Origin of the sequence: Mesorhizobium sp. CO1-1-11, from assembly GCF_020164995.1 — a bacterium.
In the GTDB taxonomy this organism is placed as follows: Bacteria; Pseudomonadota; Alphaproteobacteria; order Rhizobiales; family Rhizobiaceae; genus Mesorhizobium; species Mesorhizobium australicum.
On record NZ_JAIUHE010000008.1, the window covers coordinates 161,445 to 184,471 of the forward strand.

The following is a 23,027-nucleotide window of genomic DNA, read 5'->3' on the forward strand; positions in this document are numbered from 1 at the left end:
GGCTGAACAGGCAAGGAGGAACACGTGGCAAAAGCAGTGACGAAAAGCGCAGGGAAACCGGCCGCCAAACCAGCGGCAAAAGCGACCGCGAAGCCGGCAGCAAAAGCTGCGACCAAGACGGCGCCAAAGGCCGCCGGCAAGACCGCGGCCAAGGCTAAGGCGAAACCGGCAAGGAAATCGGCGCTGACCATCAGCATGCTGAAGCCGAGCGTCAACAACATGACCGTTCGCGTCTTTGCCCGCGCCGCCGGGCTCGACCATGCGGAGACCGATGCGTGGGGGCACACGCGCTCGCCCGAATACATGGCGCGTAATCCGGCCCACCTGACGCCGATGATCGAGGACAAGGGCCTGCCGCGCGGCGTGCTGTGGGAGAGCTGCGCCATCATGCAATATCTTTCCAACAAGCATGGGCTGGAGAAATTCTACCCGAAGGCGCCAGCCAAGCGGGCGATGATAGACAGCGCTATGTTCTATCTGATCGGCACGCTCTATCCCTATGTCGCGCGCGCCACCTATCCGGCGCTCGGCTTCCCGCAATATGCCGGCGAGGTCGGTCACAGCGACGCCCACCCAGACAGGAAATCGGAGGCACAGAAGGCCGCGGTCGCCGCCATTGCCGAGCCGCTCGAGGTCTTCCACTCCTTCTTCCGCGACGGCAAGCCGTTCATCGGCGGCAAGAGCCCGTCGATCGCCGACATCCGTCTTGCGGCGACGCTCGAATTCCTCGCCGTCATTGACTACGCCCTGCCCAAATGGGCGAAGGAATACATGGCTGCGATGGAGAAGAAGCTCGGCAAGGCCTATGCTGGTCCGGCCGGCGACGTTCGCGGCTACATCGCCCATGTGAGGTCGCAGGCCAAGGCGTGAGTCCAACCAGTCGATGGGGCGATGAGCTGCGGAAGCGGCCGCCGGACTGATCTCACCGGCGACCTCGCGGTTCCCCGCCAGCTTGAAGTTGGCGGGGCTTGCTTTAGTCTGGGCGCGGATGCAGTCGAATTTTTCTCTCGACCGGCTTGAACGCTGGAGTGGTGGCGTGGCCGCCGCGGCCTTGGCGGCAACGCCCGAAGACTTGTCGGCCCGCTTCAGCGCGGCGGCAAGGGTGCTGCTTGGCTCGGATCGTGTCTATGTTGGCTTCTATCGTCGCGACATAACATCCCTGACCATCGACGATGCCGGACCCGATCGCTGGAACCGCGACTATGATGCGCGCGTCTATCGCCAGGATCCGTTCTTCCAGAGGTTCGCCAGCACCAGGCAGGATTTCCTGCTGCCGTTGTCGGCTCTCAGCCAAGGCGATTTCCAGCGCACGCCGTATTACCGCGAATTCTACGGGCCCTCCGGCAGCTTCGATGAAATAACCGGCGTGTTCAACCTCGACGGACTGACCGCCGGCTATGTAACCTTTCTTCGCCGGGAAGGCGCACCGCGTTTTGGCGAGCATGATCTGGCCGTGGCCGGCGCGGCGAGCAGCGCGACAAAGCTCATTCTGCAAAGGCTGCTTCATTTGTGCCGTCTTCGCGACAAGGGTTCCGCAATCGAAGCCGCGGGGTCGCAACTCAGCGCCCGGGAAAGGCAGATCGCGCGGCTCCTGATCGAGGGCGGCAGCGCCAAGACGATTTCGCGAAGCCTGTCGATTTCACCCGGCACCGTGCGCAACCACATCAAGCAGGTCTACCGCAAGCTCGGTGTGCACTCCCAGGTCGAGTTGTTGGCCATAGGCTGGAAGGCCTCGCGCAACTGACGGTTCGCCAGCTTCACTGTCCCGTCACGACGCGTGTCCACATGCGGTTTTGCAGTCGTAGCAGCTTTGCGTCGTTGTTCTCGACCACGAACAGCTTGGCCTTTACATCGTCGGACGGGAAAACGCCGGGATCCTTTGCGACGGCCTGATCCATCAGCGGCAGGGATTCCGGGATCGCATTGGCATAGGAAACATAACTGGAATTGGCCGCTGCGATATCGGGCCGCAAGTTGAAATCGATCCAGGCCTGGGCATTCTCCGGATGCGGCGCATCCTTAGGCACGGCCATCGTATCGAAGTTTATCAGCGTGCCTTCCCTTGGAATGGAATATGCAATCTCCAGCTTCTTCGCGGATTCCGCCGCACGGGTCTTGGCCTGCAATATGTCGCCCGACCAGCCCAGCACGACACAGATGTCGCCATTCGCCAGGTCGTTGATGTATTTCGACGAGTGGAAGTAACGGATATAGGGCCGCACCTTGCCCATCAGCTCTTCGACCTTGGCGAGGTCGTCCGGATTGGTCGACCTGGGATCGATGTGGAGATAGTTCATAGCCATAGGAATGATCTCCGCCGGAGCATCGATCATGGCGACGCCGCAATCGGAGAATTTCTTGACGACGTCGACGTCGAAGACCATGGCGAAGGAACCTGTCGGCGCATCCGGCATCCGTTGCTTGACGGCAGCGACATTGTAGCCGATCCCGTCTGTGACGGCCATATAAGGCACGGCGTACAGGTTCTGCGGATCCGCACCCGCGATCAGCGACAAGGCTTGCGGATCGATTTTCGAGTGGTTTGAAAGCTTCGATCTGTCGAGCCGCAGGAAAGCGCCTGCCTTCACCTGGTTCTTCAGGAACGGAAAGGCCGAGGGATAGACCACGTCATATCCCGAGCCGCCGGTGAGCAGTTTCGTCTCAAGGACCTCGTTGCCGTCATAGACATCGTAGCGGACCTTGATGCCCGTCTCCTTCTCGAATTTCTCAGCCGTGTCCGGGGCGATGTAGTCGGACCAGTTGTAGACGTTGACCACCTTCTCATCGTCCGCCCGGGCGACACCGAAGCTGATGCCGCAGGCAAGCGCGGCGGTCAGGATTGGGAAGAGCAGAGCGCGCATGGGTATCTCCTTTTGCCTGGCGGGCCGATGCGGCGCACCGTTCTGATTTCACTTCGGCACGCTTGCCGCTCAATGCCGGTGGGGCGCATAAACGGGTAACGTAATACAGGCGACATTGCCGCCTCCGAGCAGAATTTCGCGGGAGTTCTCGATGCCGACAATCTTGTGGTCGGGAAACAGCGTGGCCAGCTGTTGCTTTGCCCTCCCGTCGAGATCGCTGCCGAATTCCGGCACGACCACGACGCTGTTACCCGGATAATAGTTGATGTAACTCGCCGCGATCCGGTTGCCGGTCGGCCGTGCCCAAGTCGAATCGACCCGGTCCACGCTCTCGCTTTCTTCCATCGTCATCTCGATCGGCAGGGGATGGTGCAGCCGATGAACCTCCAGGCGACGGCCACGCGCGTCGCGGGCCGAGCGCAGCACCTCTTCGGCTTCGCGTACGATCTCATATTGGGGATCGTCCCGCTCGTCGGTCCAGCTCAGCGCCACAACGCCCGGACGAACGAAGCAGCAGAGGTCGTCGACATGGCCATCCGTCTCGTCGAAAGCAAAACCGCGCGGCAGCCAGATGATTTTGTCGACGCCGAGATAGTCGCCAAGCTGTTGTTCCACCTTCGCCTTTCCGAGATGGGCATTACGGTTGCGATTGAGCAGGCACTGCTCGGTCGTGATGAGCGTGCCTTGGCCGTCGCATTGCAGTCCGCCGCCCTCGGCGATCAGCGGTGCGCGATAACGGTCCATCCTCTCGATCTCGAGGACCTTTTGCGCCACGAGGTCGTCGAGATCCCAAGGCGAGTAGAGGCCGCCGTCGAAACCGCCATAAGCGTTGAAGATCCAATCGACGCCGCGCACTTCGCCTCGATCATTGACGACGAAATTGGGGCCACTGTCGCGGAGCCAGGAATCATTGGTCGACATTTCCACGACGCGCACATGGCTGGGCAATCGCGCTCTTGCGTTCTGCCACTGGCGGCTGGACGCCGCCACTGTCATCGGCTCGCTTTGCGCGATCGCCGCAGCGACATTGGCGAACAGCCTCTGCGCGGGCTTGGCGCCCAGCCGCCAGGTGTCCGGCCGTTCTGGCCAGATCAGCCAACAGCCCGATTTGGGCTCGAATTCGCCAGGCGCGCGAAACCCATCCTGCCTCGGTGTGGTCGAGAGCGTATGCGACATTGTGGGACCACCGGGAAATGGAATGACGAAACCTCGCCCGATCAGACGGTTTTGGGACCTTGTCCGTCAATGTCCCATTTGGGACAGCTTGATCGCTGCGCCCACCACCGGGCCTGCATCGGCGCCCCGGGTTGCCCGGGGGACTCGATGTCCTGTTGTTTACTGGGTTGCCTGGTAAAGCACTGAAGCGGCCTGCTTCAGTGCGCGCCGTCCGTCCGGTTTGAGATACATCATGTGCCCACCTTCGACGACGTCGAGGCGGATCGGCCTGGCGCCGGCGAGCGACGGGATCTGGCTGACCAGATAACGCGACGCCAGATAGGGAGTGACGAGATCGGTGTAGCCATTGACGATGACGACGCCCAGCGCGGGATTCAAGGACCGCGCCCGTTGCAGGTCATCCATCACACCGGCATAGCCCTGGCGCGAGGCGCTCGTCCCGTAGTCCCAGTTGTGGCTGATATCGCCGTTCAGCAAGCGGTAGCTGACATCGGTGCGAAAGTTCAGTTCGTCGCGCGCGTAAGCGACAAAGGCCGAGGTCAGCGCCGGCGCGCTACGGTCCAGCACCGGATCGGGGCCAGCGATACGGGCACTCTGGGGAGCGATATCCGCCGTCGCGATCATGCCGTCATAGGGGCTGAGCACCTTGCCCGCGGCACGGCCAAACTCCCTTGCGAAGAGCGAGGTCGGGACGCGGGCGAAGTTGCGGTGAACGAGGTCGAGAGGCAGGCCGGTGATCTCGGCCACGCGATCACCCGCCAGCCGTCCGCCTTGCTCCAGCCCACTGGTGAGCGCACTGAGGTACTCGCCAAGTGCATAATGCTCGACCTCGGCGAGCTTTTTCCGCAAAGTGTCGCCGCTGACACCTTCACTGCGCAGGCGAACCCCGGCGAGGGAGGGTAGTTCGAGAGCCCAATGCAGCGGCTCGAATTCGTCGGGCTGCACCAGGGTGAATTCCAGCGCCGGCGAGATCAGCACGATGCCGCTCGGGCTGATGCCGATATCTTCCTGCAGCGTCCTGGCAAGCAGTGCCGCGCGGAACCCGCCATAGCTCTCACCGGCGAGGAACAGCGGAGATCCCATGCGGCTGTTTTGGGCGAGATAGAGCCTGATGAAGGCGCCGATCGAACTGGCATCCTGGCTGACGCCCCAGAAGTCGTGCGTATCCTGGCCGGGCGCCTCGCGGCTGTAGCCGGTTCCCACCGGGTCGACGAAGACGAGGTCGGTCATGTCGAGCCAACTGTCGGGATTGTCGATGAGCTTTTGCGGCGAGGGGAGGAATTCCCCGCCGGCTCCGGTCGCCACGACGCGCGGTCCGAGCGCGCCGAGATGCAGATAGGCTGAAGCGGCGCCCGGGCCGCCGTTGAACACGAAGGTGATTGGCCGCGGTGCTTCCGTCGCCACGCTCTCCCGCGGCTTCAGCGTATAGGCAACATAGAAGATCTCCGCCGTGATCTCGCCCTTGCCGGAGAGCAGCGGAAGCGTGCCGGCCTTTGCCTGATACCGCAGGCTGCGTCCGCCAATGGTGATGGAGTGGTCGGTGATCTCAGGTGGCGGCAGCAGTGAAAGCACGCCGCCCGCGGGTGCCGGCCGCTTCGGCGTTTCGGCCAGGAGAGGCTGCGCGAAGCCGGCAAGCATGAAGAGGACAAGGGAGACGAGTTTCAGCTTGGAACGCATGAGACCTCCGCGGAAACGACTCCCGCATAGCTATGGCCGAGGCGGATGAAGTCAAAGGGAACAGACTATGGCGCGCCCACTGCTGTTGTTTCCGCCGAAACCAGCTCCTGACAGCTTGGGTCGTCATGTTCGGATTGCCTCACAAGTCTCGCAGGACCATGCTATCAAGGCAGAAAGCCTGTCGGAGGAACGAAAATGGACGCAACCGAGCTGAAGGCCATGCAGGCGCCGCTGAAGCAGGCCTACCGCGACGACGCCACGCAAGCACTGATCACTCTAAGGGCAAAGGGCTCGATCGACGAACAGTCGGTGGCCTGCAAGGTGGAGACGGGCAGGGCGTTGGCAATCGCCGGCCTTCATCCGGCAACAGGCGGCTCGGGGCTCGAACTGTGCTCCGGCGACATGCTGCTCAAGGCGCTGGTGGCGTGCGCCGGGGTGACGCTGAAGGCGGTCGCGACGGCGCTCGAATTCAAGCTCGGCGCCGCTACCGTTGAAGCCGAAGGCGACCTTGATTTTCGCGGCACGCTTGGTGTCGCCAAGGATGCGCCGGTCGGCTTTCGCGCCATTCGGCTCAATTTCAATCTCGACACGGCGGAGCCTCCGGAGCGCATTGATTCGCTGCTGAAGCTGACCGAGCGCTATTGCGTGGTGTTCCAGACCATCAACCAGAAGCCGGAACTGACGGTGAGCGCGCGGTGATGAATCACAAGGCCCGCGGCAGCGGTCGCGGGCCTTGATATCTGATGCTTACTGAGCTGCCGGCTCTTCGGCGTCGCCTTCGTCGGTGAAGGGCGAGGCGCTCGGCACGCACTGCACGGACCAGCCGGCGGGTGTCGGCTGCTTCTGATACTCGGTGATGGCGGCGGTGCACTGTTCGCGCTTGTCGAAGGTGCTGGGCAGCACGACCATGCCGCCCTGCGGGCCGGCGATTACCAGATACCAGACCAATGCTGCGGTCGTAGCCATGGAGTTTTCCTTGTTCTGCCCAGATCGGGCTCTCGTTGCGGGATTCGCTCGATCCTAACAACTCCTCGGAAATGACGAAAGCATGACCGCCCAGCGGCTTCTCCCCTCAGATCACAGCCGCGTGATGATCCGTCGGGTTCCTAGCTGCGGTATTGCCCTCCGCCGTGGTTCAGTCGGTCGCAAAGCAATAGAACAGGCCGTCGCCGCCTGTGCCTTTCAGCGCCTCCTGGCTGCAGCCGCCACGCGAGGCATGCGAAGAATTCCACGACTTCGCCGCCGCCGAATCGTCGAGACCGGTGCGGTCGTGATGGCCCATCATCGCCGCCCCTTCGGAGCCGCTCATCGTCCAGTCGCCGCAGGTCTGGTCGGCGATCCTGGTGCCGTCGGGCTTGGAGCCGGTCAGCATGTCGTGTCGGTTGGGCGTATCGCCGCGGCCGTTGACCGTCTCACCCTTCTCGTTCAGCGCGGTCTGCTTGGTGATGCCGTTGGCGTCGCTGTGCAGCGAGGCGACATCATCGGCGATCTTGGCGCCCTTGGCGTTGAACCAGGGCCCCTTGCCGATGCGATCGCGCGCATCCTCCGCGCTGGTCGAGAGATATGCGTGCCAGGTCTTGCCGGTGACGCCGGCGGCTTCCGCCAGCGACGCGCAATGGGCATCCGCGCCCTTCAGGCCGCCGAGATCGCCCCCCTTGCCGGAGCCGACGCTGGTGACGAAGAAACTCATCTTGGTATCTTGGGAAACGGCCACGCCGACCGTAGCTCCAAGAGCGGCGGCAAGGGCGGTGGCGGCAACGGTGGCGAGTCTTGGCATGTCGGTCCTCCGGTTTCGAATGTCCTACGTCAGAAGAACGTAGCCGAAGGCTGTTTTAATCCGTTTCGAACCCGCGTTTTATTCCGGTTGCCGGTAGGCGACGAAGCGGTTGTGCTTGGCCTGGAAGATCAGGCCGGTCTCTTTGAGATCCGGGCTGGCCAGCGGCACGATGCGTTTGGCGATCTCGGAGGGGTGCGGCAATGTCTCGGGATCCTCACCGGGCACGGCTTGTGCGCGCATCGCGGTGCGGGTGGCGCCGGGGTCGGCTGCATTGACGCGCAGCGGCAGACTTTGCGTCTCATGCGCCCAGGAGCGCATCATGGTCTCCACCGCCGCCTTCGATGCCGCGTAAGGCGCCCAGAAGGCGCGCGCCGAATGCGCCGCGTTGGACGACAGGATAATCGCCCGGCCGGCATCCGAAAGCCGCAGCAGCGGGTCGACCGAGCGGATCAGCCGCCAGGTCGAGGTGACGTTGATGGTCATCACCTTTTCGAAGGTCTTGGCCTCGACATGGCCGATCGGCGAGATGACGCCAAGCACGCCGGCATTGGCGACGAGGATGTCGAGCTTGCCCCAGCGCTCGTGGATGGCGCCGCCCAGCCGGTCGATACCGGCCATGTCGGCGAGATCGAGCGGCACCAATGTCGCCTGGCCGCCGGCCGCCTTGATCTGGTCGTCGAGTTCTTCCAGCCCGCCGACGGTGCGGGCAACCGCAATGACATGCGCGCCGGCCGCAGCCAATTCCCTGGCGATGAAATAGCCGATGCCGCGCGAGGCGCCGGTGACGACCGCGACGCGGCCGGTAAGGTCGAGGGTCATGCGATGGCTTCCGGAACTCTGGCTAAGGCTGATGACGGTCCGGCAATTCTACGAGCCGCTTGTCGCCAGCAGCGACAGCGTGCGCACATTGTCGTGGCCTTCGAAGTCGAGCAGGCGGGTCGGGTACTGGCCGGTGAAGCATGCATCGCAGAACTGCGGCTGCTCGTCGTCGCGGCTGGCCTCGCCGACGGCGCGGTAGAGACCGTTGATACTGAGGAAACCGAGCGAATCGACCCGGATGAACTCGGCCATCTCTTCCACCGACATGCGCGAAGCAAGCAGCTTCGACTTCTCCGGCGTGTCGACGCCATAGAAGCACGATGCGCTGGTCGGCGGCGAGGCGATGCGCATGTGCACTTCCTTGGCGCCGGCGTCGCGCACCATCTGCACGATCTTCTGGCTGGTGGTGCCGCGCACGATGCTGTCGTCGACCAGCACCACGCGCTTGCCCTCGATCATGCGGCGATTGGCGTTGTGCTTGAGCTTGACGCCCATATGGCGGATCGAATCGCCGGGCTGGATGAAGGTGCGGCCGACATAGTGGTTGCGGATGATGCCGAGTTCGAAGGGAATGCCCGCCGCCTGGCTGAAGCCGATTGCCGCCGGCGTGCCGGAATCCGGCACCGGTACGACGATGTCGGCGTCGACTGGATTTTCCTGCGCCAGTTCCGCGCCGATGCGCTTGCGCACTTCATAGACATTGCGGCCCTCGACCGAGGAGTCGGGTCGGGCGAAATAGACATATTCGAAGATGCAGAAGCGGGTCTTCTGCGGTTCGAACGGGAACAGGCTCTCAATGCCCTTGGAGGTGACGACGACCATCTCGCCGGGCTTCAGGTCGCGCACGAAACGCGCGCCGATGATGTCGAGCGCACAGGTCTCGGAGGCCAGGATCCAGGCGCCGTCGAGATCGCCCAGCACCAGCGGGCGGATGCCGAGCGGATCGCGGCAGCCGATCATCTTCTTGGCCGTCATCGCCACCAGCGAGAAGGCGCCCTCGACCTGACGCACCGCGTCGATGAAGCGCGAGTTGAGGTCGCGCTCCTTGCTGGTCGCGACCAGATGCAAAAGCGTCTCGGTGTCGGAGGTGGAGGAGAAGATCGCGCCTTGCTTCTGCAGCGCGCGCTGCACCGTCATGGCGTTGGTGAGGTTACCGTTATGGGCGACGGCAAAGCCGCCATCGGCCAATTCGGCGAAGAAGGGCTGGATGTTGCGCATGCCGGCGCCGCCGGTGGTCGCGTAGCGCGTGTGGCCGATGGCGCGGTTGCCTTGCAGGCTGTCGATGACGCGCTGCTTGGTGAAGGTGTCGCCGATCAGGCCGACATGGCGTTCGACATGGAACTGGGTGCCGTCATAGGAGACGATGCCGGCCGCTTCCTGACCTCGATGCTGCAGCGCATGCAGGCCGAGTGTGACAATGGCCGCCGCATCCTGCCGGCCAAAGATGCCGAACACGCCGCACTCGTCATGGAAATGATCGTCAGCCTCGGCGGAAAGCACGTCGTCTGCGTCTGCCATCTTAAGCTCCGCTAAAATCGCCATATAAGGCGGTCGCGCGTCGAAAGCAACGCACCGCGTGCGATCGTTCACATGGATCGATCGCCAGACGCCCCGTTCGGACCTCAGTTCGCCGGCGCTGGCGCCGGCTTGGTGGTGTTGTCGGCAGGACCGGCGTCGTTGTCGTCAGGCGCCGGCGCATTGGCGTCGTCGCCTCCGGCTGGTGCATCCGCCGCCGGTGCGTCGGGCGCGACGGGCGTCTCGGCGGCCGGCTGATTCGGATTGAGCTTCTTGAGGATGGCGTTTTCCGGGTCCTCTGGCAGCAGGCTCTCGAGCTTGGCGCCGATCTGTTCCAGCAGCGGCCGCGACTTGGCTTCCGTGACCCAGGCCGGGGCCTTGGCGCCGGCCAGCCAGTTGAAGAACAGCAGCGCGACAGCGACGACCAGGACGCCGCGCGCAGCGCCGTAGAGGAAGCCGAGCGTGCGGTCGAGGGCGCCGATGCGCGAATCGATGATCCAGTCGGCAAGCTTCATGGTGATGACCGAAACCACGATCAGCGCGATGATGAAGACCACGCCTGCGGCAGCCGCCATGGCGATCTTCTCATTGTCGATATAGGGCTTCAGGTAGGGCAGGACCGGTTTGTAGAAGAAGAAGGCCGCCGCCGCCGCCGCCGCCCAGGAGACGACCGAAAGCACCTCGCGCGAGAAGCCGCGAACCATGGCGAGCATCGCCGAGACCAGGGTGAAGCCGACGAGAATTCCGTCAAGCAGCGTAATCGGCATGTCTTTGGCCCCACTCCGATCTCTTGTTCACGACTCGACGAGCCGCGTCATTCTTCATCGTCGGCACGGCCGCGCCGTGAGCCGGCTATGCGCGCCACGAGGTCGGCAAGCTCGGTGGGCTGGAAAGCGCCGGCCCCAATCCCCCCAGCAAGTTCCTCGCTGCCCACGGGCAGAACCGCGCTACCAAAACCCAGCTTTTCGGCTTCCTTGAGACGCTGCTGCGCATGCGCAACCGGCCTCACCGCGCCCGAAAGGCTGATTTCGCCGAAATAGACGCAATCGGCGGGGAGGGCAAGACCAGTGAGCGAGGAAACCAGTGCGGCTGCGACCGCGAGATCGGCCGCCGGCTCGCTGATGCGGTAGCCGCCGGCGACGTTGAGGTAGACGTCATGCTGCCCGAAACGCACACCGCAATGCGCCTCCAGCACTGCCAGGATCATCGACAGCCGCGCGCCGTCCCAGCCGACCACCGCCCGGCGCGGCGTGCCGAGCGAGGAGGCCGCGACCAGCGCCTGGATTTCGACCAGAACCGGCCTGGTGCCTTCCATGCCGGCGAAAACCGCTGCTCCCGGTGATTTCGCGTGCCGTTCGCCAAGGAAAAGCTCGGATGGATTGGAGACCTCGCGCAGACCTTTGTCCGACATTTCGAAGACCCCGATCTCGTCGGTCGGTCCGAAGCGGTTCTTCACCGTGCGCAGGATACGGAAGTGGTGGCCGCCTTCGCCCTCGAAATAGAGCACGCCATCGACCATGTGCTCGACCACGCGCGGACCCGCGATCTGGCCTTCCTTGGTGACATGGCCGACCAGCACGATCGCGGCACCCGTGGATTTCGCGTAGCGGATCATCGCCTGCGCCGCGGCGCGCACTTGTGTGACGGTGCCTGGCGCCGAATCGGCCAAGTCGGTCCACAGTGTCTGGATCGAATCGAGGATGACCAGATCGGGCCGCTTGCCGTCGGCGATCGTGGCGAGGATATCCTCGACATTGGTCTCGGCCGCGAGTTCCACCGGCGCCGAGGCGACGCCGAGCCTCTGCGCACGCAGCCTTATCTGGGCAACTGCCTCTTCGCCCGAGACATAGACGATGCGATGGCCCTTGGAGGCAAGTGCGGCCGCGGCCTGGGTGAGCAGCGTCGATTTGCCGATACCGGGATCGCCGCCGACCAGAAGTGCAGAGCCCCGAACGAAACCGCCACCGGTGGCGCGGTCGAGTTCGCCGATACCTGAGATGATGCGCGGCGCGTCCTCGATATCGCCTGAAAGTGTGGTCAGCACCACCGCGCGGCCCTTGCGGGCGTTGCGCGTGTTGGCAGGACCCGAGCCGATGCCGCCAGATGTGCCTTCCTCGACCAGCGTGTTCCACTCGCCGCAGGCATCGCATTTGCCGGCCCAGCGCTGATGCACCGAACCGCAATTCTGGCAGATGAACTGGACGCGGGATTTGACCACGCTTTACCTTCCCGCCCGCTGGCGGGCGCCGCGCGCGACAGCCAATCTCCCCCCGTGCGGGGGAGATGTCCGGCAGGACAGAGGGGGGCGCCGTAGGGCGCCGAGACCCGTTGCTATTGGTGAGATCGCTGGCAAGAGGCTACTCAAACCTTTCCGCGATGTGGTGCTCTTCCGCGAGATCGGAGAAGCGGGTGAATTCGCCGTGGAAGGCAAGCGTGACAGAGCCCGTCGGCCCATGGCGCTGCTTGGCCACGATCACCTCGGCCTTGCCGCGCATCTCGTTCATCTCGTTTTCCCACTTGACGTATTCCTCGGTGCCGAGCTTCGGTTCGCGGTTCTTGAGGTAATATTCCTCGCGATAGACGAAGATGACGACGTCGGCGTCCTGCTCGATCGAACCGGATTCGCGCAGGTCGGAGAGCTGCGGACGCTTGTCGTCGCGGCTTTCGACCTGACGCGACAGCTGCGATAGCGCGATGATCGGCACGGCCAGCTCCTTGGCCAGCGCCTTCAGGCCCGTGGTGATCTCGGTGATTTCCTGCACGCGGTTCTGCGAAGACTTGGCGGATGAGCCTTGCATCAGCTGAATATAGTCGATGACGATCAGGTCCAGGCCGCGCTGGCGCTTCAGACGACGCGCGCGGGCAGACAACTGGGCAATGGAAATACCGCCTGTCTGGTCGATGAACAGCGGGATCTTCTGCATGGTCTGCGAACAGGCGACCAGCTTTTCGAAGTCCATTTCGCTGATTTCGCCGCGGCGGATCTTGGAGGACGAAATTTCCGTCTGTTCGGAAATGATGCGGGTTGCGAGCTGTTCGGACGACATTTCGAGCGAGAAAAAACCGACCACGCCGCCATTGGCCGCCTTGAATGAGCCATCGGCCTGCTGCGCCGGCTCATACATCTCGGCAATGTTGAAGGCGATGTTGGTGGCGAGTGATGTCTTGCCCATGCCTGGACGGCCGGCGATGATGATCAAATCGGACGACTGCAGGCCGCCCATGCGGCGGTCGAGATCGCGCATGCCGGTGGCTAGGCCCGACAGACCGCCGTCACGCATATAGGCGGCGTTGGCCATGTCGACCGCGGTCTTGACCGCGTCGGTGAAGCTCTCGAAGCCGCCGTCATAGCGCCCGGTCTCGGCCAGCTCGAACAGGCGGCGCTCCGCGTCCTCGATCTGTTCGGAAGGCGACATGTCGACAGGGGCGTCATAAGCGATGTTGACCATGTCCTCGCCGACGGTGATCAACGCCCGGCGCGTCGCCAGATCATAAATGGCGCGGCCGTAGTCGGTGGCGTTGACGACGGTGACGGCTTCCACCGCCAGCCGCACCACATACTGCGCCACCGTCATGTCGCCGACCTTTTCGTCGGCCGGCAGGAAGGTCTTCAGCGTGATCGGCGTCGCCGCCTTACCCATGCGGATCAGCTCGGCCGCGACATCGAAGATCTTGCGGTGCAGGGGTTCGTAGAAATGGCCGGACTTCAGGAAGTCGGACACCCGGTAGAAGGCATCGTTGTTGACAAGTATAGCGCCAAGCAGCGCCTGCTCGGCCTCGATGTTGTTGGGCGATTCGCGATAGAGCGGTTGCTCCGCCACGCCGAATTTTCGTGCTGCCTCTGCCATGATGTCCCCGATTTCGATCCCGTCTGTCGATATCAGAACTGGACAAGTCAGTGCTGACTTATCTGCAACAGCCCGTGAAGAAGCGGCTTTGGTACTCGCGATTCACAGCCAAAATTTTTCCGTGGAAAGAATCGCAATTGACTCGAATCGAGAGTTGGCAACTTAGCGTTTCTCGCAGGAGAACAAAACAGGAAAGTGAGCGCTGGCGACACCGGATTGCGAGGCTGTCGTGTCTCTTTCATCTTCATGCCAGTGCATCGCCCCAATCCGCCCGCCGCGCCACCTTGAACGCGTCACCGTCGCGCTTGGTGAAGAGCCTTTCGCCGGCGCTGCCATTTGCCTCGCAAAGCTTGAGCACGACCTTGCCGGAACCAGATTTCGGCGGCGCGACGACCCGCGCGGCGCGGAAGGCAGCCGGCCGGCGCGAAGCGGCTACATAGATGAATTTCTCATCTTCCCACGGTACTTCCGCCTCTTTGGCTAGGCGGTGCAGGCGCGAGCGGGCTACGCGGCGGGAAAAGTGGCACCAGTCCGGCGGGTTGAGCGGGCAGGGCGCCTCGTGCGGACAGGGCGCCAGCACATGCGCGCCGGCCGCGATCAATTGTGCGCGTACAGCTAGAATGCGCAGCCAGCCCGCCGGCGTGCCCGGCTCGACGATCAACAGCGTGTCCTTGGTGAGTTGCCATAGCCGGTCGACCATTTTGGGCAGGGACGCCGGCGCGATCTCGTCCAGCACATAGGCGCATGTGACGAGGTCGGCGGATTGGAGGTCGGCAATGTCCGTCGTGACATCGCCGGCCCGCCAGACGGTCCGGGTCGTGATCGCATCGGCGGCAAGCGTCTCACCGACCTTGCGCACCGCGGCACTCGCCTCAAGCAGCGTGGCCAGTTCCAGTTCAGGCCAGAGATCACTGGTGGCCCAAAGCACGGTGCCGGGACCGGCGCCGACGTCGAGCAAGGTCGCGGGTGTGAAATCCGGCCGGGCTTCGGCGAGCGCATCGAGGCTGGCGCGGACCGCGGCGTAGGTCGCCGGCATGCGCGTCGCCAGATAGGCCTTGACCGCCATGTCCTGCGCCATATGCAGGCGACCGTCGCGCAATTCGGCGCGGTAGCGGTCGGACAGGGTTTTCGCCGCCTGCTTCAGGTCCGGCAGCGCCACCTTTTCCAAAAGGCGATCGACACCCTGTCGAAGAGCGGCCGGCAGCTCCATGGCCTATGCCCCCCTGGGTGCAAGCAGGATAATCGAGGCGCCGGCCATGCAGAGCGCCGCGCCGGCAAGGTCCCAGCGATCGGGCCGCACGCCATCGGCCAGCCACAACCAGGCGAGCGAGGCAGCGATGTAGATACCGCCATACGCGGCATAGGCGCGGCCGGCTGCATTGGTGTCGACCAACGCCAGAAGCCAGGCGAACACAATCAGAGAGGCAAAGCCAGGCAGCAGCCAGAGCGGCGACTTCTCCAGCCGCCACCACGCCCACACCGAAAAGCAGCCGGCGATCTCGGCAAGCGCCGCGGCTGTGTAGAGGAGATAGGTCATAAAAAAGGCCTCGCGACGATCACGAGGCCTTTTTCGGGGCAGGAGCCTATAATGGCAAGCGCCAATAATGCGTCCTGTCAGCGCTGTTCCTATTCCGCCACCTTGCGTCGGCGGGCGGGCTTGGCGGACTTCTCGACAGGAGCCGCCTCGCGGCGGCCCATGTCGCGCAACTCCAGCGCCTTCTCGCATTTGGCCATATAGTCGCGCGTCATCGGCAGCGTGTCGTTCTTCTTGGTGATCTGGAACTGGAAAATCACCAAGTCCTGCCAACGGAAGGCAGCTTCCGAGGCAGCCAGATAGAACTCCCACATGCGGCAGAAGCGTTCGTCATAGATCGCCTTTGCCTTGTCGCGGTTGGCGGCGAAGCGCTGGCCCCAATGCTTCAGCGTGTCGGCATAATGGAGCCGCAGGATCTCGACGTCGGTGACCACGAGGCCGGACTTCTCGATCGCCGGCAGCACCTCGGACATCGCCGGGATGTAGCCGCCCGGGAAAATATACTTGCGGATGAAGGCGCTGGTCGCCCACGGCACGCCGGAGCGGCCGATCGTGTGCAAAAGCATGACGCCATCAGGCTTCAGCAATGTTGCCGCCTTGTCGAAGAAGGTGCGGTAATGGTTGACGCCGACATGCTCGAACATGCCGACCGAGACAATGCGGTCGAAGCGTTCGTTGAGCTCGCGATAATCCTTCAGTTCGAAATGGACGTGATTTTCCAGCCCTTGCGCATGGGCCCGGTCGGTGGCGACGCCATGCTGTTCCGTCGACAGCGTCACGCCCTGCACGTCGACATCGAAGGCCTTGGCCAGATAGAGCCCGAGCCCGCCCCAGCCGGAGCCGATGTCGAGCACCGTCTGGCCGGCCTTCAGCCTGAGCTTGGCGGCGATATGACGTTTCTTGGCGGCCTGCGCCTCGTCGAGCGTCATGTCCGGCTGCTCGAAATAGGCACAGGAATACTGCATGTCCTCGTCGAGGAAGAGCCGGTAAAGCTCGCCCGACAGATCGTAGTGGCGCTGTACGTTGCGGCGCGAGCGAGCGGCGGTGTTGATCTGCTGCAGGCGGCGGAAGGCGTGGCGCAGGCCCTCGATGGCTTTCGACCATGTCGCGTCGATGCCGCCGCTGCCCATGTTCTGGAAGGCAATGCGCATCAGTCCGAGCACGCCGCCTTCGAGAATGTCCAGCTCGCCGTCCATGTAGGATTCAGGCACCGCCAGCATCGGATCGAAGGTGATGGCGCGCTCGGCATGCCTGGTCTTGATGTGCATGTGCACCGGCTCGCCGCTGCCGTCGCCGAAGATGAACGTCGTGCCCTTCGGCCCGGTTACCTTGAGGCTGCCCGTGCGCACCAGGCGGTCGAGAACGCGCTTCAACAGAATATTCATGGTCCGGTGTCCCCTCACGGTCAGACAGGCTGTCCTACTCTGCATCAATATATAGGGTTTCGAAAAGTTCCTTTTGGCACAAAAATGCCCGGGCGAGAGGCCCGGGCATTGGTCCAGAAATGACTGGAAATCGACAGCACGATCGGAGCGCCGGTCCGGCGCTCGGAGCGTATGTGATCAGGCGTTTTCTTCGCCGCCTTCGAACTCGGCATTCGGATCGAAGAAGTTTTCCGGCCGCGCATTGTCGTTGATGTCGTCGCCATAAATGGCTTCGGCGGTGGTCAGCGTCTCGCCCTTGGCCTGGCGCTCGGCTTCGTCAGCCGTGCGGGCGATGTTGAGCGTGATGGTGACTTCGACTTCCGGATGCAGCGCGATTGCCACATTGGTGACGCCGATGGTCTTGATTGGCTGGTTGAGCTGGATCTGGTTGCGGTTGACCGTGAAGCCTTCCGCGGTCAGCAGGTCGGCGATATCGCGCGTCGACACCGAACCGTAGAGCTGACCGGTCTCACCGGCCGAGCGAACGGCGATGAAGCTCTTGCCGTCCAGCTTTTCGGCAACCTCTGCGGCTTCCGACTTGCGCTCGAGGTTGCGGGCTTCGAGCTGGGCGCGCTGGCCTTCGAACTTCTTCTTATTGGCTTCGTTGGCGCGCAACGCCTTGCCCTGCGGCAGCAGGAAGTTGCGGGCAAAACCGTCCTTGACCTTGACGGTATCGCCCATCTGGCCGAGGCGGGAGACGCGTTCGAGAAGGATGACGTCCATGATTATGTTCCTTTTGGTTGGGCGTCCGTCCACAAGGCCGACGCCGAATTCTTTGGAACAGGTCAGGAAGCAAAAGGGCGTTGCCGCCGGTGTCGCTGTCCTGCCTGTCGCGGCAGTTAGAGGTTTTGACCTCAACTCGGGATTTGACGCTAACCGGTCATGCCCGTCATGGCCGGTGACAGGAACGGGCGGCGAACCGCCCGTTCGGAAGAATTAGCGAACCACGTAGGGCAGCAGGCCGAGGAAACGGGCGCGCTTGATCGCCTTGGCGAGCTCGCGCTGCTTCTTCTGGCTGACGGCGGTGATGCGCGACGGCACGATCTTGCCGCGCTCGGAAATGTAGCGCTGCAAGAGACGCACGTCCTTGTAGTCGATCTTCGGGGCGTTGGCGCCGGAGAACGGGCAGGTCTTGCGGCGGCGATGGAAAGGGCGCCGGGTCGGGATCTGGTTGATGTCGACCATTATTCTGCACCCCCTTCAAAACCTTCGCGCGGACGGCGCGGACCACGGTCGCCGCCTTCGCGATCGCCGAACGAACGCGGGCCACGATCGCCGCGGTCGCCGAAGCTGCGGGCCGGCCGATCGCCACGGTCGCGATCGCCAAAGCCACCGCGCTCGGAGCGCTCTTCGCGCTTCTGCATCATGGCCGAAGGGCCTTCCTCATGCGCCTCGACCTTGATGGTCAGGAAGCGCAGCACGTCCTCGGACAGACCCATCTGGCGCTCCATCTCGTTGAGCGCTGCCGGCGGGCAGGTGAGGTCCATCAGCGTGTAGTATGCCTTCCGGTTCTTGTTGACCCGGTAGGTGAGGGACTTCAGTCCCCAGTTCTCGACCCGGCCGACAGACCCGCCATTCGCTGAGATGACGCCCTTGTACTGTTCGACAAGCGCATCGACCTGCTGCTGCGAGAGGTCCTGCCGGGCAAGAAACACATGTTCGTAAAGAGCCATTATGTCTTGGTGCCTTTCTTCGTTTCTCTCCCGGTTCCCGGCGGCAAAAGCCTCTGCAACTTCTCTGACCCGCATGTGCCTCGAAAGGCGCGGGGAAGAAAGGAGCATGACGAGACGGTCGAGAGCGGAGACACGGGAGGCGGAAACGCTTCTGGCTTCACACGAAGGTTCTCGAAAAAACCTCCGGCCCTCCGTTCAGCCCCCAGCTGGGACCGGCAGATTGGCGGCGTCTATAAAGCAATCCGCTGATAAAGCAAGGCCAAGCGGCATCCCTGATGTCGCAGGCCGCAGGAACCCAAGTGGCAGCGCCCGGCAAGGCCGGCGATTTTCCCGGCAACCGGCCCTTAACCGCAATGTCAGGTCGCACAGGGTCGAGCCCGTCGTCAACGGTCGCTAACCGCACCCATTACAGCGCCTCCGCCTCGAATCCCAGCGACTATTATGCCATCAATGATCCGGCCAAGCTGCCGAACGTGTTTCTGCAGATCGCCAACAAATTTTCGAAGCTGCAATTGACGAACTGAGCAGCTGATCCGAAGGGGAAATTAAGCGCCGCCGATCGGCTCAACTCGTATGGGCGACGATCTTGTCGACCGTTTCGGGGAAGAAGTCGGGCGCGGCATGGCGCTTGCCGAACATCATGTCGTACTGGATCAGCCGGAAGTCGCGGATCGCCGGGTCAATCTCTTTCTGACGCGACCAGTCTGGCGTGGCCGCCCCGGCCTGCGTGAGCAGCAGGTTGCGGTCGACGACACGATAGCGCTCCCGCATCTCGCCCAGGAAGCCGGTGTAGTAAGGGTGGGTGATGCCGGCGGCGGTGAGGATATGATAGGGCAGGAACGCGGGGCTGACCGTGCCCAGATTCTCGACCGGGCCGGAGCGGTTCGACCAGATGATCAGCGGTGTCGCGTGATGTTCGAGGGCGGCCTCCGGCGTCGGTTCCTTGCGCGGCGCGACGTTGTCCTTCAGGAAGCCGGTCTCGACATAGACCGGTCCGAGCGGCGGCAGGTGGTCACCGAAAAAGGCGACAATCGTGGGCCGCTCGCGCCTCTTGGCCCATTCGATCAGCCGTTCAAGGCCGCGGTCCGCGTCGGCTGAACCTTCTGCGTAGGAGAGCAGCGAGTCGCGCGCCCACTGGCTGATCGGCGCTTGCACCGAATGGGTCGGATTCGAATAACGGTTCGGTTCATAGGGGCCGTGGTTCTGCAGGCTGACGGCGAAGAAGAAAACCGGGTCCTCGCTGGCGTCCGCTTCGCGTATGATCTCGTCGGTCATCGCCGCGTCGGATGCCAGCGGTCCGCGCTTTTCCATGGGCGGCAGCGTCTCTTCCGATTTGAAGTCGTTGAAACCGAAATCGGCATAGACCGCGCCGCGGTTCCAGAACCAGTTCGTTCCTGGATGGATGGCGCGTGCCCTATAGCCTTCGCTCTTCAGGAAGGTTGCCATCGACGGCGTTGGGGTGCGGACATATTGCTGGTAGGGGATGCTGCCGGCCGGCAGGAAAGCATTGGAAAAGCCGGTCAGCGCTTCGAATTCGATGTTGGCGGTCATGCCGCCGAATTCGGGCGAGAACATCGAGCCCGAGCGGAGCGCCCGCACATTGGGCATCGGATCGGGAGTGATGGTGACTCCGGGCAGCTTGGTTGGATCCCAGAAGGATTCGCTCATGACGATGATGATGTCCGGCTTCTGGGCCGGCACCGAGGCGGTCACCTCGGGCCGCTCGATCGCCGCGATCGCCTTGTCGGAATAGCCCGGCGGTGCCGAGACATGCGCCATCGGCACGTTGAGCGCGAAGGCGAGCGCGAAGCCGTTGGAGGCGTAGTTTTCCTTCTGGTCCCACATGATCGGGATGATCTGCAGCCGGTCCCTGGTCCACGAGAAGGTGGCGTAATCCATGATCGAGACGAAGAAGGCGAGCAGCGGCACCGCCAGCGTCAGCCGGGCAAGGCGGCCCTTGCGGCTGAGGGCCGGAACCTTGCGGCGCCATAGCCGCCAGCCGTAGACGAGCAGGGACAGGCCGGCGACGATGCCCGCGACCATGGCCAGCGCTGTCATTGGCCGCTCGCGCACCAAGAGCGGCAGCAGGGCGAAGATCTGGCGGGCGTAGAGGAAATCCGTCGGGTAGAGCGGATCGCCGAGATAATGCGACTTCTGGTGGCCGACAAAGGCCAGCGACAAGGTCAGCGGCGCGACGATCATCAGGCTCTGATGGCTGCGGCCGAGCACCGCGTCGAGACCGATCAGGACCAGCGCGAAGACGACGATGGTTGTCCAGCCCGGCTTGAACGGCTGCAGGAAGAAGGAAACGGTGCCGGCGACATCACCGCGCACGATCAGTTCGATGGCGAACACCAGGACGGCCGAGATCGCCAGGCTGATCAGCCCGTAGCGGACAACAGGCCATCTACGGCCCGGCAGATAGCCGGTGGACGGATCGTCTTCCAGGAACTGCGGCGCCGCGTTGCCGGCACGTTTGAAACTCTTTGCCACTTCAACTTCCGCCCAAAGACAACCCACGTCATTCGATTGTCATATAATTGTCACGCAAAGCTAGCGCCTGTGGCGGAAATAAGAAGAGCCAGCGAACGATTCGTGAGCGGTTTTCATCAGGTGTGATCGCCAAAAAGCCTTTCGGAACAGGCACTCGCGCGGGGATGGGCCCATTGGCATGGGCTGAAGTGGCTTGACTTGGCGGCCTGCCTTGCGTCACAGGCAGGGAAAATTCGTAGTATCAGGCAAGCAAAACCAGTCAGGGGAGCCCTCGCATGGCCGTTGCATTCACCTTTCCGGGACAGGGTAGCCAGGCTGTCGGCATGGGCAAGGATCTTGCCGATGCCTTTCCCGAGGCACGCAGGATTTTCCAGGAAGTCGATGACGCGCTCGGCGAAAACCTGTCGAAGCTGATCTGGGAAGGTCCCGAAGAGACGCTGACGCTGACGGCCAACGCGCAGCCGGCGCTGATGGCGGTGTCGCTTGCCGCCATCAGGGCGCTGGAATCGCGCGGCTTCTCGCTGAAGGACAAGATCGCTTATGTCGCCGGCCATTCGCTGGGCGAATATTCGGCACTCGCCGCCGCCGGCTTCGTTTCCGTTGCCGATGCCGCCCGCCTGCTGCGCATCCGCGGCAACGCCATGCAGGCAGCGGTGCCGGCCGGCGAGGGCGCCATGGCGGCGATCATCGGGTTGGAGCAGGCCGATGTCGAAGCCGCCTGTGCTGAGGCCGCCCTTGGGGCCGGCAAGGGGGCCGTCTGCCAGGTGGCGAACGACAATGGCGGCGGCCAACTGGTCATATCAGGGGCGAAGGCGGCGGTTGAACTGGCAGCGAAACTGTGCACCGAAAAAGGCGCCAAACGGGCGCTGATGCTGCAGGTTTCGGCGCCCTTCCATTCCGCGCTGATGACGCCGGCCGCCAATGTCATGCGCGAGGCACTTGCCGGCGTGACAAAGACCGCGCCAATCGTTCCCGTGGTGTCCAACGTATCGGTGCAGCCGTCGACCGATCCCGACGGGATCGCCGGGCGGCTGGTCGAGCAGGTGACCGGTCGCGTCCGCTGGCGCGAAACGGTGGAGTGGTTCGGCGCCAACGGCGTCACCACGCTTTACGAGATCGGTGCCGGCAAGGTGCTTTCAGGACTGGCTCGTCGCATCAACCGCGACATCGCCACCGCCTCCGTGGGTTCCGCAGCCGAGGTCGAGGCGGCTGTGGCTGCGCTGTGACTTGAATTCTTCGCCGCCGACATCTTCTTTGACGAGTTTTTGGAGATATCGGATTGGGGATTACCGCGTAATCTGCGATGTAAAGGACAAGCGTCTGGTCATTCTGGTGGTAACGATTGGCCATCGGGGTGATGTTTATTGATAACCGTCCGTACGATTTGAGAAGAGGACAAGAGATGTTCGAACTGACCGGCCGCAAGGCGCTTGTCACCGGCGCATCGGGGGGCATCGGCGAGGCGATCGCCAGGGTGTTGCATGCGCAAGGCGCGACCGTCGGCTTGCACGGCACGCGCGTTGATAAACTGGAGACGCTGGCCTCCGAATTGGGCGACCGGGTCAAGCTGTTCCCGGCCAACCTGTCGAACCGTGACGAGGTCAAGGCACTCGGCCAGAAGGCGGAGGCCGATCTCGAAGGCGTCGACATCCTGGTCAACAATGCCGGCATCACCAAGGACGGCCTGTTCGTGCGCATGTCGGACGCCGACTGGGATACGGTGATGGAGGTCAATCTCACCGCCGTTTTCCGGCTGACCCGTGAACTCACTCACCCGATGATGCGCCGCCGCCATGGCCGCATCATCAACATCACTTCGGTGGTCGGGGTGACCGGCAATCCCGGCCAGGCGAATTACTGCGCCTCCAAGGCCGGCATGATCGGCTTGTCCAAATCGCTGGCGCAGGAGATCGCCACCCGCAACATCACCGTCAACTGCGTCGCGCCGGGCTTCATCGAATCGGCGATGACCGACAAGCTCAATGACAAGCAGAAAGAGGCGATCATGGCGGCGATCCCCACCAAGCGCATGGGCACCAGTGCCGAAGTGGCGTCCGCCGTTGCTTATCTGGCTTCGAACGAGGCCGCCTACGTAACCGGGCAGACCATACATGTGAATGGCGGTATGGCGATGATCTGAGCGAGGCCCGACAGCAACGCGGACGGGCTGTGAAAACCCACCATTTCGGCTTGGACCTCGGCTATTTTTCGTGTAATGCGGCCCGCAACC

Annotated in this window: 23 protein-coding genes and 1 pseudogene; 7 read left to right on the forward strand and 17 right to left on the reverse strand. The window is 63.2% G+C overall.

The window, feature by feature from the left end; all coding sequences use genetic code 11:
• Window positions 1-24: 24 nt before the first annotated feature.
• Together LB554_RS11490 and LB554_RS11495 are read left to right on the forward strand one after the other, a co-directional pair.
• Window positions 25-870, forward strand: a complete 846-nt coding sequence (locus LB554_RS11490) for a glutathione S-transferase family protein (RefSeq protein WP_224584609.1) — start codon at window positions 25-27, stop codon at window positions 868-870.
• Window positions 871-1,036: 166 nt separating this feature from the next.
• Window positions 1,037-1,744: a response regulator transcription factor gene (locus LB554_RS11495; RefSeq protein ID WP_224584611.1), complete on the forward strand. Its 708-nt coding sequence runs from the start codon at window positions 1,037-1,039 to the stop codon at window positions 1,742-1,744.
• Between the two features lie 13 nt (window positions 1,745-1,757).
• Here LB554_RS11495 and LB554_RS11500 read toward each other — a convergent pair whose 3' ends face one another.
• The 3 genes from LB554_RS11500 to LB554_RS11510 all read right to left on the reverse strand — a co-directional run bounded on the left by LB554_RS11500 (window position 1,758) and on the right by LB554_RS11510 (window position 5,714).
• Window positions 1,758-2,861, reverse strand: a complete 1,104-nt coding sequence (locus LB554_RS11500) for a polyamine ABC transporter substrate-binding protein (RefSeq protein ID WP_224584613.1) — start codon at window positions 2,859-2,861, stop codon at window positions 1,758-1,760.
• Between the two features lie 69 nt (window positions 2,862-2,930).
• Window positions 2,931-4,037, reverse strand: coding sequence for an agmatine deiminase (gene aguA, locus LB554_RS11505; RefSeq protein ID WP_224584615.1), 1,107 nt, complete (start codon window positions 4,035-4,037; stop codon window positions 2,931-2,933).
• Window positions 4,038-4,196: 159 nt separating this feature from the next.
• A complete protein-coding gene (locus LB554_RS11510) occupies window positions 4,197-5,714 on the reverse strand; it encodes a S10 family peptidase (RefSeq protein WP_224584627.1) in 1,518 nt (505 codons plus the stop codon).
• A 195-nt stretch (window positions 5,715-5,909) separates the two neighbouring features.
• On the opposite strand from LB554_RS11510, the gene LB554_RS11515 reads away from it, so the two are divergent.
• Window positions 5,910-6,413: an OsmC family protein gene (locus tag LB554_RS11515; RefSeq protein WP_224584629.1), complete on the forward strand. Its 504-nt coding sequence runs from the start codon at window positions 5,910-5,912 to the stop codon at window positions 6,411-6,413.
• Between the two features lie 48 nt (window positions 6,414-6,461).
• Here the strand turns inward: LB554_RS11515 and LB554_RS11520 are convergent, their stop codons facing one another.
• From LB554_RS11520 to rpsF, 13 genes are all read right to left on the reverse strand, one after another.
• On the reverse strand, window positions 6,462-6,680 hold the full coding sequence (locus tag LB554_RS11520; protein WP_015318519.1) for a hypothetical protein: 219 nt from the start codon (window positions 6,678-6,680) through the stop codon (window positions 6,462-6,464).
• 169 nt (window positions 6,681-6,849) lie between these two features.
• Window positions 6,850-7,491 carry a hypothetical protein gene (locus LB554_RS11525; protein WP_181173075.1) on the reverse strand — a complete coding sequence of 214 codons (642 nt, stop codon included), beginning with the start codon at window positions 7,489-7,491 and terminating at the stop codon, window positions 6,850-6,852.
• Between the two features lie 78 nt (window positions 7,492-7,569).
• Window positions 7,570-8,310, reverse strand: a complete 741-nt coding sequence (locus LB554_RS11530; RefSeq protein ID WP_015318517.1) for an SDR family NAD(P)-dependent oxidoreductase — start codon at window positions 8,308-8,310, stop codon at window positions 7,570-7,572.
• 48 nt (window positions 8,311-8,358) lie between these two features.
• Window positions 8,359-9,828, reverse strand: a complete 1,470-nt coding sequence (purF, locus tag LB554_RS11535; protein ID WP_015318516.1) for an amidophosphoribosyltransferase — start codon at window positions 9,826-9,828, stop codon at window positions 8,359-8,361.
• A 104-nt stretch (window positions 9,829-9,932) separates the two neighbouring features.
• Complete coding sequence (locus LB554_RS11540) at window positions 9,933-10,592, reverse strand: CvpA family protein (RefSeq protein ID WP_140791946.1); 660 nt, start codon at window positions 10,590-10,592, stop codon at window positions 9,933-9,935.
• A 47-nt stretch (window positions 10,593-10,639) separates the two neighbouring features.
• Entirely contained in the window at window positions 10,640-12,043 is a 1,404-nt protein-coding gene (gene radA / locus LB554_RS11545; protein WP_140823737.1) for a DNA repair protein RadA, read from the reverse strand.
• Window positions 12,044-12,182: 139 nt separating this feature from the next.
• Window positions 12,183-13,673, reverse strand: a complete 1,491-nt coding sequence (locus LB554_RS11550; protein ID WP_015318513.1) for a replicative DNA helicase — start codon at window positions 13,671-13,673, stop codon at window positions 12,183-12,185.
• A gap of 244 nt (window positions 13,674-13,917) precedes the next feature.
• Entirely contained in the window at window positions 13,918-14,883 is a 966-nt protein-coding gene (locus LB554_RS11555) for a small ribosomal subunit Rsm22 family protein (RefSeq protein WP_224584631.1), read from the reverse strand.
• Window positions 14,884-14,886: 3 nt separating this feature from the next.
• Entirely contained in the window at window positions 14,887-15,210 is a 324-nt protein-coding gene (locus tag LB554_RS11560; protein ID WP_015318511.1) for a YnfA family protein, read from the reverse strand.
• An 89-nt stretch (window positions 15,211-15,299) separates the two neighbouring features.
• Window positions 15,300-16,592, reverse strand: a complete 1,293-nt coding sequence (locus LB554_RS11565) for an SAM-dependent methyltransferase (protein WP_015318510.1) — start codon at window positions 16,590-16,592, stop codon at window positions 15,300-15,302.
• Window positions 16,593-16,769: 177 nt separating this feature from the next.
• Window positions 16,770-17,354, reverse strand: a complete 585-nt coding sequence (rplI, locus tag LB554_RS11570) for a 50S ribosomal protein L9 (protein WP_015318509.1) — start codon at window positions 17,352-17,354, stop codon at window positions 16,770-16,772.
• Between the two features lie 213 nt (window positions 17,355-17,567).
• Window positions 17,568-17,816, reverse strand: a complete 249-nt coding sequence (rpsR, locus tag LB554_RS11575; protein WP_006203718.1) for a 30S ribosomal protein S18 — start codon at window positions 17,814-17,816, stop codon at window positions 17,568-17,570.
• Entirely contained in the window at window positions 17,816-18,304 is a 489-nt protein-coding gene (gene rpsF, locus LB554_RS11580) for a 30S ribosomal protein S6 (protein ID WP_015318508.1), read from the reverse strand. Before rpsF ends, rpsR begins: the two co-directional genes overlap by 1 nt.
• Before the next feature lie 275 nt (window positions 18,305-18,579).
• On the opposite strand from rpsF, the gene LB554_RS11585 reads away from it, so the two are divergent.
• Complete coding sequence (locus tag LB554_RS11585; RefSeq protein ID WP_224584633.1) at window positions 18,580-18,828, forward strand: hypothetical protein; 249 nt, start codon at window positions 18,580-18,582, stop codon at window positions 18,826-18,828.
• Window positions 18,829-18,868: 40 nt separating this feature from the next.
• On the opposite strand, the gene LB554_RS11590 is transcribed toward LB554_RS11585, so the two are convergent.
• Entirely contained in the window at window positions 18,869-20,797 is a 1,929-nt protein-coding gene (locus tag LB554_RS11590) for an LTA synthase family protein (RefSeq protein ID WP_224584635.1), read from the reverse strand.
• Between the two features lie 275 nt (window positions 20,798-21,072).
• Between LB554_RS11590 and fabD the strand changes: the two genes are divergently transcribed.
• The 3 genes and pseudogenes from fabD (at window position 21,073) to fabG (ending at window position 22,937) form a co-directional block, all read left to right on the forward strand.
• Window positions 21,073-22,023 (forward strand): ACP S-malonyltransferase, encoded by a 951-nt coding sequence (fabD, locus tag LB554_RS11595; RefSeq protein WP_224584636.1) that lies wholly within the window; start codon window positions 21,073-21,075, stop codon window positions 22,021-22,023.
• A gap of 22 nt (window positions 22,024-22,045) precedes the next feature.
• A pseudogene (locus LB554_RS11600) lies at window positions 22,046-22,165 on the forward strand (type II toxin-antitoxin system RelE family toxin); the annotation flags it as partial.
• 34 nt (window positions 22,166-22,199) lie between these two features.
• Entirely contained in the window at window positions 22,200-22,937 is a 738-nt protein-coding gene (fabG, locus tag LB554_RS11605) for a 3-oxoacyl-[acyl-carrier-protein] reductase (protein ID WP_224584638.1), read from the forward strand.
• The last annotated feature ends 90 nt before the right edge of the window (window positions 22,938-23,027 follow it).

Bases quoted from the DNA above. Each gene is read 5' to 3' on its own strand.
- LB554_RS11500 (WP_224584613.1), bottom strand. From the start codon at position 2,861: ATGCGCGCTCTGCTCTTCCCAATCCTGACCGCCGCGCTTGCCTGCGGC.
- aguA (WP_224584615.1), bottom strand. From the start codon at position 4,037: ATGTCGCATACGCTCTCGACCACACCGAGGCAGGATGGGTTTCGCGCG.
- LB554_RS11510 (WP_224584627.1), bottom strand. From the start codon at position 5,714: ATGCGTTCCAAGCTGAAACTCGTCTCCCTTGTCCTCTTCATGCTTGCC.
- LB554_RS11515 (WP_224584629.1), top strand. From the start codon at position 5,910: ATGGACGCAACCGAGCTGAAGGCCATGCAGGCGCCGCTGAAGCAGGCC.
- LB554_RS11520 (WP_015318519.1), bottom strand. From the start codon at position 6,680: ATGGCTACGACCGCAGCATTGGTCTGGTATCTGGTAATCGCCGGCCCG.
- LB554_RS11525 (WP_181173075.1), bottom strand. From the start codon at position 7,491: ATGCCAAGACTCGCCACCGTTGCCGCCACCGCCCTTGCCGCCGCTCTT.
- LB554_RS11530 (WP_015318517.1), bottom strand. From the start codon at position 8,310: ATGACCCTCGACCTTACCGGCCGCGTCGCGGTCGTCACCGGCGCCTCG.
- purF (WP_015318516.1), bottom strand. From the start codon at position 9,828: ATGGCAGACGCAGACGACGTGCTTTCCGCCGAGGCTGACGATCATTTC.
- LB554_RS11540 (WP_140791946.1), bottom strand. From the start codon at position 10,592: ATGCCGATTACGCTGCTTGACGGAATTCTCGTCGGCTTCACCCTGGTC.
- LB554_RS11550 (WP_015318513.1), bottom strand. From the start codon at position 13,673: ATGGCAGAGGCAGCACGAAAATTCGGCGTGGCGGAGCAACCGCTCTAT.
- LB554_RS11555 (WP_224584631.1), bottom strand. From the start codon at position 14,883: ATGGAGCTGCCGGCCGCTCTTCGACAGGGTGTCGATCGCCTTTTGGAA.
- LB554_RS11560 (WP_015318511.1), bottom strand. From the start codon at position 15,210: ATGACCTATCTCCTCTACACAGCCGCGGCGCTTGCCGAGATCGCCGGC.
- LB554_RS11565 (WP_015318510.1), bottom strand. From the start codon at position 16,592: ATGAATATTCTGTTGAAGCGCGTTCTCGACCGCCTGGTGCGCACGGGC.
- rplI (WP_015318509.1), bottom strand. From the start codon at position 17,354: ATGGACGTCATCCTTCTCGAACGCGTCTCCCGCCTCGGCCAGATGGGC.
- rpsR (WP_006203718.1), bottom strand. From the start codon at position 17,816: ATGGTCGACATCAACCAGATCCCGACCCGGCGCCCTTTCCATCGCCGC.
- rpsF (WP_015318508.1), bottom strand. From the start codon at position 18,304: ATGGCTCTTTACGAACATGTGTTTCTTGCCCGGCAGGACCTCTCGCAG.
- LB554_RS11585 (WP_224584633.1), top strand. From the start codon at position 18,580: ATGTCGCAGGCCGCAGGAACCCAAGTGGCAGCGCCCGGCAAGGCCGGC.
- fabD (WP_224584636.1), top strand. From the start codon at position 21,073: ATGGCCGTTGCATTCACCTTTCCGGGACAGGGTAGCCAGGCTGTCGGC.
- fabG (WP_224584638.1), top strand. From the start codon at position 22,200: ATGTTCGAACTGACCGGCCGCAAGGCGCTTGTCACCGGCGCATCGGGG.